13 protein-coding genes and 1 riboswitch are annotated in these 15082 nt (G+C 44.2%); of the genes, 12 read left to right on the plus strand and 1 reads right to left on the minus strand.

What is annotated here, in order from left to right; all coding sequences use genetic code 11:
* Positions 1–32 precede the first annotated feature (32 nt).
* The 11 genes from hisC to YH65_RS01940 all read left to right on the plus strand — a co-directional run bounded on the left by hisC (position 33) and on the right by YH65_RS01940 (position 9014).
* Positions 33–1127: a histidinol-phosphate transaminase gene (gene hisC, locus YH65_RS01890; protein ID WP_046550385.1), complete on the plus strand. Its 1095-nt coding sequence runs from the start codon at positions 33–35 to the stop codon at positions 1125–1127.
* Positions 1124–1342, plus strand: coding sequence for a hypothetical protein (locus YH65_RS01895; RefSeq protein WP_046550386.1), 219 nt, complete (start codon positions 1124–1126; stop codon positions 1340–1342). The genes hisC and YH65_RS01895 overlap by 4 nt, the downstream gene beginning before the upstream one ends.
* Positions 1339–3165 (plus strand): 1-deoxy-D-xylulose-5-phosphate synthase, encoded by a 1827-nt coding sequence (gene dxs / locus YH65_RS01900; RefSeq protein WP_046550387.1) that lies wholly within the window; start codon positions 1339–1341, stop codon positions 3163–3165. The genes YH65_RS01895 and dxs overlap by 4 nt, the downstream gene beginning before the upstream one ends.
* A 108-nt stretch (positions 3166–3273) precedes the next feature.
* The gene (metK, locus tag YH65_RS01905; protein ID WP_046550388.1) at positions 3274–4434 is read left to right on the plus strand and encodes a methionine adenosyltransferase; all 1161 of its coding nucleotides are present in this window, start codon (positions 3274–3276) and stop codon (positions 4432–4434) included.
* Between the two features lie 142 nt (positions 4435–4576).
* Positions 4577–4852 (plus strand): 4Fe-4S dicluster domain-containing protein, encoded by a 276-nt coding sequence (locus YH65_RS01910; protein WP_046550389.1) that lies wholly within the window; start codon positions 4577–4579, stop codon positions 4850–4852.
* 197 nt (positions 4853–5049) lie between these two features.
* A complete protein-coding gene (gene ndk, locus YH65_RS01915; protein ID WP_046550390.1) occupies positions 5050–5463 on the plus strand; it encodes a nucleoside-diphosphate kinase in 414 nt (137 codons plus the stop codon).
* Positions 5464–5540: 77 nt separating this feature from the next.
* On the plus strand, positions 5541–5846 hold the full coding sequence (locus YH65_RS01920) for a YceD family protein (RefSeq protein ID WP_245609208.1): 306 nt from the start codon (positions 5541–5543) through the stop codon (positions 5844–5846).
* A 22-nt stretch (positions 5847–5868) separates the two neighbouring features.
* Positions 5869–6030, plus strand: a complete 162-nt coding sequence (rpmF, locus tag YH65_RS01925; protein ID WP_012083812.1) for a 50S ribosomal protein L32 — start codon at positions 5869–5871, stop codon at positions 6028–6030.
* Between the two features lie 5 nt (positions 6031–6035).
* Positions 6036–7025, plus strand: coding sequence for a phosphate acyltransferase PlsX (plsX, locus tag YH65_RS01930; RefSeq protein WP_046550392.1), 990 nt, complete (start codon positions 6036–6038; stop codon positions 7023–7025).
* Between the two features lie 127 nt (positions 7026–7152).
* Positions 7153–8169 (plus strand): beta-ketoacyl-ACP synthase III, encoded by a 1017-nt coding sequence (locus tag YH65_RS01935; protein ID WP_046550393.1) that lies wholly within the window; start codon positions 7153–7155, stop codon positions 8167–8169.
* A gap of 29 nt (positions 8170–8198) precedes the next feature.
* On the plus strand, positions 8199–9014 hold the full coding sequence (locus tag YH65_RS01940; RefSeq protein ID WP_046550394.1) for a TIGR00282 family metallophosphoesterase: 816 nt from the start codon (positions 8199–8201) through the stop codon (positions 9012–9014).
* A gap of 50 nt (positions 9015–9064) precedes the next feature.
* On the opposite strand, the gene YH65_RS01945 is transcribed toward YH65_RS01940, so the two are convergent.
* The gene (locus YH65_RS01945; protein WP_046550395.1) at positions 9065–11059 is read right to left on the minus strand and encodes a DNA polymerase III subunit gamma/tau; all 1995 of its coding nucleotides are present in this window, start codon (positions 11057–11059) and stop codon (positions 9065–9067) included.
* A 248-nt stretch (positions 11060–11307) separates the two neighbouring features.
* A riboswitch (cyclic di-GMP riboswitch) is annotated at positions 11308–11385 on the plus strand.
* Between the two features lie 237 nt (positions 11386–11622).
* Here YH65_RS01945 and YH65_RS11170 point away from each other — a divergent pair.
* On the plus strand, positions 11623–15072 hold the full coding sequence (locus YH65_RS11170) for a DUF1800 family protein (RefSeq protein WP_223156730.1): 3450 nt from the start codon (positions 11623–11625) through the stop codon (positions 15070–15072).
* Positions 15073–15082 lie beyond the last annotated feature (10 nt).

Raw genomic sequence — 15082 nt, forward strand, 5'->3', positions numbered from 1 at the left:
GTGGATTTATCCACCGGATAAAAGGTGAAGAGATGAAATTTAATAAAGTGCTGGAGAACATTCAGACCTATGAAGCAGGTAAACCGATAGAACTGGTAGTGCGTGAATTTGGTATTGCTCCGAAAGACGTAGTCAAACTTGCTTCGAATGAAAACCCTATTGGAACAAACCCTGCAATAGCAAAGGTAATAAGATCTAATGCAGATATAGCACACCTCTATCCGGATGACAGCATGTTTGAACTTAAGGCTGCTTTGAGTCAAAAGTTCGATGTAAATGGGGACAATATCATTATCGGTGCGGGATCGGATCAGGTACTGGAGTTCATTTCCAGAGCACTTTTGAATGAAGAGTCTTCTGTACTGATGTCGGCGGTGACATTTGCCATGTATGAGATCTATGCAAAACAGATGGGTGCCAAAATAATAAGAACAGAGAGTTATGCACATAAATATGATGAATTTATGGAAGCATACCGGAAGTATCAGCCAAAGATCATCTATCTATGTACTCCGAATAATCCTACAGGTGATGCGACCAGCAGAGAGGATGTACTGAAAATCATAGAGTCTGTTGATAAAGACACTTTGATCGTTGTGGATGGTGCCTATATGGAATATGCGGCGGCAAAGGATGAACGTTATGCTGTTACTCCCACAGATCTTATCGGTTATGATAATGTGATCTATCTGGGTACATTTTCAAAAGCACATGGTCTTGGCGGTATGCGTGTAGGCTATGGTATTGCGCAGGAAAAGCTTATTAAAGAGTTGTATAAGATGCGGCCACCTTTCAATATCACGACGCTCTCCCTTTTGGTTGCTATTGAAGCCTGCAAGGATGATTCATTTGTTGAAGCATCTATCGCATTGCATCAGGAGCAGATCAAACGGTATGAAACGTTCGCCAAAGAAAATGGTATAAGTTACATAGAGAGTTATACGAATTTTATTACCTATCTGTTTGATGAGAATCTTGATTCGACAGAGATATCTGATGCGTTGCTCAAAAGAGGAGTGATCATCCGAAATCTTGCTTCCTATGGGATGAACGGTGTACGTATCACGATCGGTACTGAAGTACAGAATGATGTTTTCTTCAGACATTTTGCTGAGGTCATCTCGTGAAAAAAGTAACAGTGGTACGGGCAGAAGAGGTGGAAGTGAAGCCGATTGACCTGCAACTTTTTACCGTACAGAGTGTAAAGAAGAAAATGTGTAAGAGGGTCAGTAAAAAAGAATTGAAAGAGATCGCGGAGAACCTGGGATTATCCTATGATGATATCCAGATAAGCTTTACCAAAAAACTGATTAACGCCTATATGGAAAAAGAGATAAAATGACAGATATCAGCGCATACAGCATAGAAGAACTCAATACCCTGTCAGAAAAGATCAGGGAGAAAATACTGACGACTGTGAGTCAGAATGGTGGACATCTAAGCTCGACGATGGGTGCAGTGGACCTGATCGTTGCTATGCACAAAGTCTTTGATGTTAAAAAAGACCCGTTCATCTTTGATGTAAGCCACCAGGCTTATGCGCACAAACTGCTTACGGACAGATGGGACCGCTTTGATACCCTACGACAATTCGGTGGACTCTCGGGCTATACCAAACCGAGCGAATCACCCTATGACTATTATGTGGCGGGACACAGTTCAACTTCCATCTCTCTGGCAGTGGGTGCAGCCAAAGCGATAGCCCTCAAAAAAGAAGAGCGTATTCCGGTAGCGTTCATCGGTGACGGCAGTATGAGTGCAGGAATGGTCTATGAAGCACTCAATGAACTGGGGGACAGAAAATACCCTGTGGTGATCATCCTGAATGATAACGAGATGAGTATCGCCAAACCGATCGGAGCGATCTCAAAGCTCCTTTCCCAAACGATGGCGGGCTCGTTCTACCAGAAATTCAAAGGCAAAGTAGAAAAAGTACTCGACCATTTTCCCGATGGTGCAGCCTATATGGCAAAACGTTTTGAAGAATCGTTCAAACTTATCACGCCTGGTATCCTTTTTGAAGAGATGGGTATCGAGTATATCGGACCGGTGGATGGACATGATATAGAAACACTGATCGAAACGATGGAAGTGGCCAAGGCTTTTGGTAAACCTGTGATCATTCATGCCCAGACCACCAAAGGCAAAGGGTACGAGATAGCAGAGGGAACAAAGGAACATTGGCATGGTGTCGGTGCATTCGATCTTAAGACAGGTGAATCTGCAAAAAAAAGTGGCTCGAAATCGGCTACGGCAATTTTCTCCGAAACCCTGCTTGCCTTTGCAGATGAAGATGAAAAGGTCGTAGGGGTGACTGCTGCAATGCCAAGTGGTACAGGTATGAACGTAGTAATGGAAAAATATCCTGAACGCTTCTGGGATGTTGCCATCGCCGAACAGCATGCGGTTACTTCCATGGGACCGCTGGCCAAAGAGGGTTTCAAGCCTTTCTGTACGATCTATTCCACTTTTTTACAAAGAGGATATGATCAGGTTATCCACGATATCGCTTTGATGGATCTTGGAGTGGCATTTGCACTGGACCGAGCGGGAATCGTTGGTGAGGATGGTGAGACCCATCAGGGGGCATTCGATATCTCCTACCTTAGGGCTATTCCCAATATGACACTGTTGGCACCCTATAACGAAACGACGATGAGGCTGGCAATGGCTTTTGCCAAGGAGTATGAACACCCCTGTGCTTTCAGGTATCCGCGGGGAGCCTTTATTGCCGAAGACTGCAGTGCCCCTGCATTTGAACGGGGGAAAGCAAATTTGCTACAGGAGGGTGAGGAGGATATACTTTTCATCGGATACGGAAACGGCGTGGGACGTGCACAGAAGACAGCAGAACTGATGGAGAGAGAACCGGCGATACTTGACCTTCGTTTCGTCAAACCGCTCGATGAAGCGATGCTGGAAAAACTGGCACAGAACTATAAGAAGTGGTTCGTATTCTCCGATTCTGCCAAACAGGGTGGTGTAGGCTCAGCGATACTTGAACTCCTGAGCCAGAAAGGGATGTTGGACATAACTTTAACCTCTTTTGAGTATGATGATGCCTTCATTACGCACGGCAATACGAAACTGGTGGAAGAGAGCCTGGGGCTGCTTCCCGAACAGTTGGCAAAAAAAATCAATGAGAAATTAGAAGATAGAAATTAATGCAGGGTGCGTAATCACGCATCCTTTGTTGAATTTAATAAAGAGATATATGATCTTTTTCTTAAGTTCAGTGACAGTGGACGAACTTATATCTAAAGGAAAGAAAAAATGGCTAACGAATACATTTTTACAAGTGAATCGGTAACCGAAGGTCACCCGGACAAAATGGCTGACCAGATCTCTGATGCGATCCTTGATTACATCATTGAAAGAGATCCGCAGGCAAGAGTCGCCTGTGAAACGTTGCTGAGTAATGGTTTTTGTGTTATTGCCGGTGAGTTAAAAACAATTGCCTATGCACCAATGCAAGAGATTGCAAGAGAGGTTGTCCGTGAGATCGGTTATACCGATGCAGCGTATGGATTTGATTATAGAAGTGCCGGTGTGCTCAATGGTATCGGTGAACAGTCCCCTGATATTAATGTCGGTGTGGACCAGAAAGGCGGAGAGATCGGTGCTGGTGACCAAGGCTTGATGTTCGGATATGCCTGTAAAGAGACGAAAGAGCTGATGCCGCTCCCTATCTCCCTGGCACATCACATCACCGGCAAACTGGCTGCTGTCCGTAAAAATGGTACGGTACCTTTTCTACGTCCCGACGGCAAGGCGCAGGTCTCCGTTAAATATGTTGACGGAAAACCAGTGGCGGTAGATACTATCGTTGTCTCTGCACAGCACCACGAGACCGTTTCGCTTGAACAGGTACAAAAGGCGGTCAAAGAAGAGGTAATAGACTCGGTATTGGCAGAGTATGATATTGATATTTCGGATATCACTTACCATATTAACCCGACCGGACGTTTCGTGATCGGCGGGCCACAGGGAGATGCCGGTCTGACAGGACGCAAGATTATCGTAGATACTTACGGAGGAAGCTGTCCTCACGGTGGGGGTGCTTTCTCTGGGAAAGACCCTACGAAAGTGGACCGTTCCGCTGCCTATGCTGCACGGTATGTGGCAAAAAACCTGGTAGCCGCAGGCGCCTGTGACAAGGCAACGCTTCAGATCGCCTATGCCATCGGTGTGGCAAAACCGGTTTCAATCTATGTTGATACGCACGGGACAGCACAGACAGAAGAAGAGAAGATCGTAGCCTGTGTGGAATCCCTCTTCGATCTGACACCCAAAGGTATCATCGATTCCCTTGACCTTCTCAAGCCGATCTATAAGAAGACGGCAGCCTATGGACACTTCGGAAGGGAAGATATGGGGTTTTCCTGGGAAAAGACCGATAAAGTCGATGAGATCAAGGCATTTTTGGGACTATAAATATAGTCATTATCAATTAGGAAAGTCCCGGTGTACGGGAATTTCCAAGAAATACCGGAATTATGAAAATTATTAAAATATTAAAGGATTTCTTAAAAATCTTTTGATATAGTTTGAGCATATTCAATTAAAGGAGAAATAGATGGCAGTAATTATTACAGATACTTGTATCAACTGTGCAGCTTGTATTGACGAATGTCCGGTAGAAGCAATTGTAGATGAGGATGATAACCCAACAGGAGAAGAGATCTATTATGTCTATCCTGACAAATGTGTAGAGTGTGTAGGATACCACGATGTTCCTGCATGTGCCGAAGCATGTCCTACAGAGGGTTGTATCCAGTGGGATGACCCAGTTGAAGGTATGCCTGTATCTGAGAACAGAGGTGCAAAAGGCGAACCGGTCATCGAAGACTAATTCGTTCCAGCTTCCATGCCGGCGAGCATTCCTTGCCGGTAATAAACTATTTATTATTAGTGTATTACTCCCAAAACAACTTCTTATTAACTCTTTCTATTGTATTTTAATAAATTCTTAAACCATTTTTCAGTATAATCCCGCCCTAATACTTTAGTAGCAGGTCTATAAAGTAAATTATCGCTTAGGAATGAAGTATGGAACAGACATTATCGATCATTAAACCGGATGCAGTAGCAAAGAACGTTGTGGGGCAGATCCTTGCAAGATTTGAAGCAGCCGGACTCAGAATCGCCGCGACAAAGAAGACAAGACTCTCAAGAGTGGATGCTGAAGCATTTTATGCGATTCACGCTGAGAGACCTTTTTTCAAGGACCTTGTAGATTTTATGATCTCCGGTCCTGTTGTCGTCACGGTTCTTGAAGGTGAAAATGCTATGGCAAAGAACAGAGAACTGATGGGTGCAACAAACCCTGCTGAAGCAGAACCGGGTACGATCAGAGCAGATTTTGCAGATAGTATCGATGCCAATGCGGTTCATGGAAGCGACTCTTTGGAAAATGCCAAGGTCGAGATCAGCTTTTTCTTTGCACAAAGAGAAATCCACTAAGTTAAAATTTGAAAATAGTTTTTGATAGGATCGGTTCCACAGCCAAACCTTTTGAACTTGAGGTTCATAGTGTCTCCATGGTAGGAACCCTACAAAAAAGCGGTTATCATCGAGTACTTCTGGATGCGAAAGTATCTGGAGAGCTGGAACTTGATTGCGATAGATGCGGGGTGGTATACACCTCTCCATCAGAGTATGCACTCAAGCTGACACTGAGTGATATGGTTTCAGAAGATAAAGATGATTTAGATATAATTGAGTTTTTAGATGGCGTAATAGATCTTACGTACATTCTCGAAAGCGAAATTAATGCACTCAGAGGAAATTATCACTATTGCAGCCAATGCAATAACAGTGATGAAGACTTTGAAATAGAATACTAAAAATTTACACAAAGGATATACCATGGCAGTACCTAAGAGACGAGTGAGTCATACTAGAGCAGCGAAAAGAAGAACACACTACAAGTTGACACTTCCAATGCCTGTAAAAGATGCAGACGGAACATGGAGAATGCCTCACCATATGAACATGACAACCGGTGAGTACAAAACGACCAAAGCATAATCGCAATGATTAGAATTGCCATTGATGCAATGGGTGGGGATTTCGGTCCCGAACCTATTATTGAAGGTGTTGTTCAAGCACTCGAAGAGAAAAAATTCATGCCTATTCTTGTAGGCGACAAAGAAGAGATTCTTTCACTCCTCCCCCAGTATTATATAGACAAGGTTGAGATTATAGAGGCCGGCGATGTGATCGATATGAGCGATCAGGCGACCAATGCACTTAAACGCAAAGATTCCTCTATTTATAAAGCGGTGGAACTGGTGCGTGACAAAGAAGCCGATGCTGTGCTTTCTGCAGGGCACAGCGGTGCGACCATGACATTGGCGACACTGCGTATCGGACGTCTGCCGCACATTTCCAAACCGGCTTTGGCTACCTTGATGCCAAGTTTGGGCAAGAACAAAACGCTTGTACTTGACGTGGGGGCGGTAACGGACTGTACACCTCAGAACCTCTATGAGTTCGGTGCGATGGGTGAAGCCTATGTAGAGAAGATACTCAAGCTGAAAAATCCGCGTGTAGGATTACTTTCAAACGGTTCGGAAGACAGTAAGGGGAATGCTCTTACCAAAGAGGCGTTCATTCTTCTCAAGAATCTTCGCGGATTTGTCGGGAATGTTGAGGGGAAGGATATCTTCAACGGCAAGGTAGATGTAGTCGTCTGTGATGGTTTCACCGGTAATATCATGCTCAAGGCAAGTGAAGGTGTCGTCACGACTGTGTTTGAACTAATGAAACAGTATATTCGAAAGTCCCTGCCCGCCAAGATCGGTGCGCTGATGATGCGTAAAAAGGTCTTTGCCAACATGAAAAGGCAGGTGGATAAAGACGAATATGGCGGTGCCCCGCTGCTTGGTGTCGACGGCTGTGCCATTGTGTCACATGGTGCCTCCAACGCCAAGGCGATCAAAAATGCCATTTTCCAGGCAATTCTCTTTGTACAGTCAGGTGTGAATACACAGATCGAAGAGCTTCTCAGCGAGGAAAAGTAATTTTTGTTATTATGCTCCTGCTCCAAAGAGCGGGAATGTAACGGCTTTTATTCCTACAAACCCATTTTTTTAGAATCCTCCTTAGAATATTATGGTAAAATATGACACTTATGTGTTAAGGATAACTATGTCTCAAACAAAACAGATCTATGCTTCTTTCCGCTCCATTGGAGCCTATGTCCCCTCAAAGATCCTAAGCAATGCAGACCTCGAAAAGATGGTTGATACCACCGATGAGTGGATCGTCAAACGTACGGGTATCAAAGAGAGGCATATTGCAGCCGATGATGAATATACCAGTGATATGGCTGCCAAAGCAGCAGAACTTGCAATAGAGCGTGCGGGAATAGCCAAAGAGGAAATCGATCTGGTACTCTGTGCCACCGTGACACCGGATTATTTCAATATGCCATCAACAGCCTGTATTATCTCCGATAAACTGGGAATCAGAAACGTACAGGCCTTTGATATCTCTGCGGCATGCAGCGGTTTTGTCTATCTTCTCTCCATAGCAAAAGCCTTTATTGAATCAGGGATGAAAAAGAATGTGCTGATCATCGGCGCTGAAAAGTTCTCTTCGATAGTGGACTATACGGATAGAAGTACCTGTATACTTTTTGGTGACGGTGCAGGTGCAGCTGTCATTTCGGCTAGTGAGAAACAAGGGGAGAGCATTATTGACATTCATGCGAGCGCAGATGGATCTTATGCTGATTTTCTTGTTACACCGGCACCGGGAGCTATTCATCCCGCAAGCCAGGAAGTGATCGACAAGGGGTTGAATTTTGTACAGATGAAGGGAAATGAGACCTTTAAGCTGGCAGTGAAGACCCTTACGAAAGATGTCAAAGAGATACTTGAAAAGAATGGTTTTGTATCAGATGATATTCCGCACTTTATTCCCCACCAGGCTAATTACCGTATTATCAAGGCAGTGGGTGATGCATTGAAGATGAGTGAGGAGCAGGTGGTCCTTACGGTCGGAAAGTATGGGAATACTTCCGCAGCGTCTATTCCCATGGCGATCAATAATATCTGGGAGTCAGGCAGACTGAAAAAAGGTGATCTGATGTTACTCGATACGTTTGGCGGTGGGCTCACCTGGGCAAGTGCATTGTTGCCGTTTGCCGGAAAAAGCAAATAAAAATTTAAACCAGATTTCAAAGGTTTTAAGTGAAGGTAGGATTCATAGGAGACATTGTCGGCAAACCCGGACGCCTCATGATCAAACGACACTTGAAACGTCTGCAGCAAGAACACTTCATCGACTTCACTATTGCCAACTATGAGAATGCCTCGCACGGTTTCGGGCTGACACAGAAGAACTGTGAGGAACTGTTGGGGTACGGTATCGATATGATGACCGGAGGGAACCACAGTTTCGATAAAAAAGAGATCTTTAACCTTTTTGAGGACTATCCGCTGATTCGTCCTGCGAATTATCCCAAAGAAACACCTGGAGAAGGGCTGTTTAGAACGACATTGCTGGGCAATGAGATCGCTGTGATCAATTTGATGGGACACTATACCATGCCGATGGTGGATAATCCCTTTACGATGATCAGAAGTATCGTTGCAAAACTGAAGGAAGATGGGATCAGGCATATCATCATCGATATGCATGCCGAAGCATCGAGTGAAAAACAGGCACTGCTGCATATGCTTAAAGAGGATGTCTCTGCTATTTTGGGGACCCATACCCATGTGGCAACAGACGACTTGCATATTGCGGAAGGCTGCTGTTATGTCACGGATGTGGGGCTGACGGGATGCAGGGATGGGGTAATAGGCATGGATAGTGAAGTGCCGGTAAAACGCTTTTTAACCGGATTGGGCGGCCACTTTGATGTACCTGACAAGTGTAAAGCTATTTTTCAGATGGTCGTTTTTGAGTTGGGTGAGAATGGCCGGTGTATTGATGCGGAGAAGATTAAGATTTATGATGATTATCCAAAAATCGTAATAAAGGCTTGGAACGAAGATCTGTAAGGTGCGTAATGCCGTAGAAAATACCTTGGGTGCACGCACTGTTATGGGCTCTACACATTCTTCTTGATCCTGACCTTTTTGGGATTCAAAAGTTCCATTGCTGCTTTGACCATAGGCTCTTCGAGAAGTGTCGAGGGATCTTTTTCTTGGGCTGCTTCCGTTTCTCCTGCTTCCGGAGCAATACAGGAGCTTTTCATCTCAACATCTTCGATCATAGATCCTGTATCAGCATCATTATGAACCGGCTTGGCCGGTTGAGTATTGAGCGTTGAGTGTTGAACGTTTAGAGAAGAAATTTCTTCTGAATCAGCTCCTTCGTTGTTACCTGCTACCTGTTCACTACTCGTTGTTATCGTTTTTTTTTTGGCTATATTGACTATTTTTGTTTCATATCCGAAGAGCTCTTTGACGAACATATTGATGAGACCCCAATTGTTGACCAGCATCTTTTTTTCGTTACCTTCTGCGGTGGAGTTCCATGTCAGCCTGTTCTCGCTGAAACTTTCAAATTCGATATTTCTTTCAAAACAGCTTCCAAGATCGTAGTTTCGGTCATAGATCTTTGCAATAAGCTGTTTGAACTTCTCTTTGCTGCTATTGTCTACCGGTTGCTGAGACTGCCTCGCAGGCTCTTTTGCTGACTCTGTCTTTTCAGGACTTGCTATGTTCTCTTCTGTTACAGAAGTTTGAACCTGCTCCTCTGCTTGGGTCTGTTGTGTTTCCTGTATGTTGAGAGGGGCGGCTGTCGTCTCTACGGATTGTTCAGTGACTTTAGTTGTCTCTTCTTTGTTCTCTGTTTCCTGTGCTCTGCTTTGGCTTGTTTGCTCGTTGACCGTTTCTTTTGCCTCACTGGGAGCCGGGGGTTCAACGCTCACCTTGGGAAGAGTTGCAACGATCTCCTCTTCTGTAATGGTAATGACTTCGGAGGGAGTAGAGAGGTCTGGAACAGGTGTGGAGACCATGATCTCGCTTACCTCAACGCCTTTGAGTTCTTTCTCCAGGCCGCGTATCATAGTGTCGATATCTTTAATCTCAAGGGCTTCCATCATCTTAAAGAGTGCCAGAGAGAGGACAAACTCTCCGTCACTTCCCAGGGCCAGAAGGCTTTTTGACTCTGCAATGACACGGAAAAAACGTTCAATGATCATAGGATTAAGCTGGCCGCTTCCCGTCAGCAAAAGCTCCTTGAGATACAGGGTCAGTTCATCGAGGATCATCTCCGCTTCGTAGTCCGAGGCCAGTTTGATGAATTCGAGTATCTTTGTTATGTCTTTTTTTACGATATCGCCAAGCAGTTCCTCCAGCAGGCTGGGTTCGATGATCCCAAGCATACCGGTGACCGTACCGACATCTACGAAGTTCTTGGAGTAGACGATGGCTTGGTCTAAGAGGGTGAGTGAATCTCTCAGACTCCCCGCACCCGAACGGGCAATGATCTCAAGCGCTTCTTTTTCGTACTCAATCTTTTCAAGGTTCATGATATGCTCAAGGTGACTGAGTACAAGATTTTGGGGGATCTTCTTGAACCTGAAGTGTTGTGTCCTGGAGAGGATGGTCGCAGGTAGTTTCAGCGGATCGGTCGTTGCCAGAATGAATTTGACAAAATCGGGCGGCTCTTCCAGGGTCTTAAGTAAAGCGTTAAAGGCCTGGTTGGTCAGCATATGGACTTCATCGATAATGAAGATTTTGTAGCGTGCAGAGCTGGGTTTGTATTTGGTATGCTCGATGAGGTCTTTGATATCGTCGATACCTCTGTTGGAGGCAGCATCCATTTCTATGATGTCCATATGGCGGTTCTCCGCAGCCATGATACAGTGGGTACAGGTACCGCACGGGTGAGAGGTGGTTCCCTCTTCACAGAGCAGCGCTTTGGCAAAAATACGGGCAGTGGAGGTCTTGCCGCTTCCCCTGAGACCGGAGAAGAGATAGGCATGAGAGAGTCTGTTGCCATCAAGTGCAAGCGAGAGCGTCTGGGAGACGGAATCCTGTCCGATGAGGTCATCAAAGGTGGCAGGACGATATTTTCTTGCTAAGGCTAATGACAAAAGAGCTCCTCATTTTTAGTAATATATTGTAGTCTATTTTTACTTTTGATTGGTATAATCAAAGAAATAAAGATTAGAGGCAGTACTATGAAAGCTGGTGCAGTAGGGATAAAAAAAACAATGCCCTGCAAGGTCAGGGTTGAGTGGTTCAAATACGGATTTGAATCCGATAATGTGATACTTTTCAATAGAATATGAAAAAAATTGCATAATTTTTAAAAATATGATATAATGAGCTCGTAATAAAAATATTGTTGTGCCAAACCTATCGTGAGGTAGGGACGGAAAGCCACGAGTCTGAGGATTCAGATAGTCGGGTTGCCAATACTCTCTTTCATACTGTTGTGAATTTAGATAGTATTCTATCCATCCTGATTGTCTTAAACCTTGTACTTAAAAAATACAAGAAGGACATTAAAATGAACTACATAAATACACAGCTGGAATTTCTTTATTCCATTCGAAGATTATTCAGTTTAGTACCTTCCCCCGAGTTATATATTGATCAAAGCATAAGGCTTAAATGGAATTATCCCATATTTTTCAGATCACTCTTTTTCTATATGATTCTAACTTCGATTGTTTTTGCGACAGCTCCGACTATAGAAGGGGAATCTGTTCAAAGTGTTATACCCGGAGAAATGTACCAATTTCAGCCAACAGCGAATGATGTAGACGGTGATTCGTTGATTTTTCGTATCAGAAATATGCCATCATGGGCAACATTCGACAAGAATACGGGTATCTTGCGCGGGACACCGACAGTATCAGATGTCGGCTATTATAGTCATATCAATATCGGAGCATTTGACGGGGAAACAGTAACATGGTTATATCCGGAGAAAACGGATGGTTATACCCTTCTGGTAAATACGCCGCCAACGATCAGCGGTACTCCCGAAAAAGATAAAATATTGCCTGGGGAGACTTTTAGTTTTAAACCTGTTGCAAGTGATGAGGACGGAAGTCCTTTACGCTTTAAAATATACAATCAACCGGCATGGACGGTATTTAACAGTGAAACAGGAGAACTCACGGGTACCCCCACAACAGACGACAGGAGACGATATACATTCAATATTGGTGTAACAGACGGTCTTGAAACACGATGGTTAAACGGCAGTAAAACGGATGGTTTTTATATCAAGGTACTTAATACTGCTCCTGTCATCAGCGGAACGCCAGCGGCAGAAGTCCTGGTTAACGACAATTATGTTTTCCAGCCGGATGCGAACGATGCAGATGGTGATGCGATCACTTTTACCATAAAGCACAAACCGGTATGGGCCACATTCGATACCGAGACGGGAAGGCTGAGCGGTACACCGTCGAAAGCCTTCGCCAACCAGACCTTTGAAGACATTATTATCATTGCCAAAGACGGCAAAGGAGGGAAAGCACCGCTTCCGGCTTTCAGTATTACGGTAGTGAACAATCCTCCTGTCATCAGCGGAACGCCAGCGGCAGAAGTCCTGGTTAACGACAATTATGTTTTCCAGCCGGATGCGAACGATGCAGATGGTGACACGATCACTTTTACCATAAAGCACAAACCGGTATGGGCCACATTCGATACCGAGACGGGAAGGCTGAGCGGTACACCGTCGAAAGCCTTCGCCAACCAGACCTTTGAAGACATTATTATCATTGCCAAAGACGGCAAAGGAGGGAAAGCACCGCTTCCGGCTTTCAGTATTACGGTAGTGAACAATCCTCCTGTCATCAGCGGAACGCCGCCGGCAGAAGTCCTGGTTAACGACAATTATGTTTTCCAGCCGGATGCGAACGATGCAGATGGTGACACGATCACTTTTACCATAAAGCACAAACCGGTATGGGCCACATTCGATACTGAGACGGGAAGGCTGAGCGGTACACCGTCGGAAGCTTTTGCCGATCAGACCTTTGAAGACATTATTATCATTGCCAAAGACGGCAAAGGAGGGAAAGCACCGCTTCCGGCTTTCAGTATTACCGTACGGAATGCAGCTTATTATGATCCTGCCATTCTTGTGGGTGAGCCTGCAACGATCGCCAGGGCAGGTGAAGAGTACAGTTTTGCTCCATTTGTAGATTATTCAGGTCCCGGTTCACTTACATTTAGTATTGTCAATAAACCGACATGGGCAATTTTTGATACGAAAACTGGCAAACTCAGTGGTATACCAGGATCGAATGATATCGGTAAAACCGCAGATATTGTTATCAGTGCTTCAGCCGAGAACGATACTACTTCAAGTATGAAATCTTTTGATATCAATGTTGTCGAAACTTCCGCATCCAGGAAAGATGCATTCAAACTTCTGATACAATCAACCTTTGGGCCTACGGAACAGAGTATGGAAGAGGTAATGCAAATGGGTATCGAAGGTTGGGTAGATGCACAGCTTAATGCCCCTTCTGCATATGACAGCAATACGGATACACATCTGACATATTTGGAACGTCATATTGAACTTGCAAAAATGGCTAACTCCATATGGGATCAGCCTATAGAGGATTATATTGACGGTACTGCCAAATTTACCCGAACCAGTCTAGGTATCTATCGAAGTGTCTGGTTTGAAAATGCGCTGAATGCTTCGGACCAGCTCAGACAGCGTGTTGCGTTTGCTTTGAGCGAGATACTGGTTATATCTGATGGAGAGCCTGCCTTTGAAAAAAATGCAGAAGCACTTTCATACTATTACGATCTTTTGGTAAAACATGCCTTCGGTAACTACAGAGATCTGCTTATTGACATTTCCCACTCACCCGCTATGAGTATCTACTTGACATATAACGGCAGTAAAAAGCATGATGACGTAAAGAAAAACCAACCTGATGAGAACTATGCCAGAGAACTTATGCAGCTGTTCAGTCTTGGTCTCTACAAACTTGAGCTGAATGGAGAAGTAAAAACAGACGGGAACGGTAAACCGATCCCGACGTATATACAGCAGGATGTGCAAGAACTTTCCAAAGTGTTTACCGGTTGGGACCTGTACGATTATGAGGGAGGTGCATATGGGCATATCTCATTACGCAACAGTGACTTTATTCATCCTATAGAATATACAGCTGATTTTCATGATGGGGGGACAAAGTATATTTTAGGAACGACGATTGGCGCAGGACAGACAGGTGACGAAGATATTGCCTCTGCTATAGATATATTGATGGGGAATGAAAATATTGCTCCATTTGTAAGCAAACAACTGATCGTACGCCTTGTTACCTCTAATCCCAGTGATGCCTATGTCAGCCGTGTAGCAGCGGTATTTAACGATAATGGTAAAGGAGTCAAAGGTGATTTGAAAGCGGTTGTCAGAGCGATCTTGTTGGATGAAGAGGCCCGGAGTGAATATTCGGAAGAGAGTAATTTCGGAAAAATGAAAGAACCGCTTCTGGCCTATACACAACTGTTGAGATCATTTGATGTTTCTCCTTATCCCTCTTTTGATGGTAATAAGTTTAATCTGAAAGATGGAGCAGACGGAATGGTGACGAATGCCTATCTTTTCAGTGATGATCTGAAATATGGTCTTGGGCAAGCTCCAACAGGGGCACCGACGGTCTTTAACTACTTTTCACCTGACTTTGTACCGAACGATCCATATTTTCAGGAGAATGGACTTGTTGCACCTGAAATAGAGATACTGAGTGCACAGACCATTACAAATATGAGCAACTTGTTTTTATATGATACGAGACGTAATGACCGTATGGCAGAAGATATGGTGAACTTATGTATAATCAGCTATGACAACGAAGTTTCACTTGTTTTAAAAGCTTTGAATAATAATTATGACAATATGGCAAAAGATTCCTATAAAGAGAATGCAGCAACAGCATTGATTGAATATCTTGATGCCAAGCTTGTAAACAATCGTTTAGGTGATCAGCGCAGACAGATCATTAAAGATCATATCATGGATACATTCTATAATACAAATAGAAATGGTGCCAGACTGATGGTGATTGATGTAATCAATCTTATTACAGCGACTAGTATCTATATGGTACAGAGATAAAAGGATTTGA

The sequence above is a fragment of the Sulfurovum lithotrophicum genome (genome assembly GCF_000987835.1).
In the GTDB taxonomy this organism is placed as follows: domain Bacteria; phylum Campylobacterota; class Campylobacteria; order Campylobacterales; family Sulfurovaceae; genus Sulfurovum; species Sulfurovum lithotrophicum.

What these genes read in the sequence shown, in the direction of transcription:
- hisC (WP_046550385.1), top strand. Translation starts at nt 33, where the DNA reads ATGAAATTTAATAAAGTGCTGGAGAACATTCAGACCTATGAAGCAGGT.
- dxs (WP_046550387.1), top strand. Translation starts at nt 1,339, where the DNA reads ATGACAGATATCAGCGCATACAGCATAGAAGAACTCAATACCCTGTCA.
- metK (WP_046550388.1), top strand. Translation starts at nt 3,274, where the DNA reads ATGGCTAACGAATACATTTTTACAAGTGAATCGGTAACCGAAGGTCAC.
- YH65_RS01910 (WP_046550389.1), top strand. Translation starts at nt 4,577, where the DNA reads ATGGCAGTAATTATTACAGATACTTGTATCAACTGTGCAGCTTGTATT.
- ndk (WP_046550390.1), top strand. Translation starts at nt 5,050, where the DNA reads ATGGAACAGACATTATCGATCATTAAACCGGATGCAGTAGCAAAGAAC.
- YH65_RS01920 (WP_245609208.1), top strand. Translation starts at nt 5,541, where the DNA reads ATGGTAGGAACCCTACAAAAAAGCGGTTATCATCGAGTACTTCTGGAT.
- rpmF (WP_012083812.1), top strand. Translation starts at nt 5,869, where the DNA reads ATGGCAGTACCTAAGAGACGAGTGAGTCATACTAGAGCAGCGAAAAGA.
- plsX (WP_046550392.1), top strand. Translation starts at nt 6,036, where the DNA reads ATGATTAGAATTGCCATTGATGCAATGGGTGGGGATTTCGGTCCCGAA.
- YH65_RS01935 (WP_046550393.1), top strand. Translation starts at nt 7,153, where the DNA reads ATGTCTCAAACAAAACAGATCTATGCTTCTTTCCGCTCCATTGGAGCC.
- YH65_RS11170 (WP_223156730.1), top strand. Translation starts at nt 11,623, where the DNA reads ATGATTCTAACTTCGATTGTTTTTGCGACAGCTCCGACTATAGAAGGG.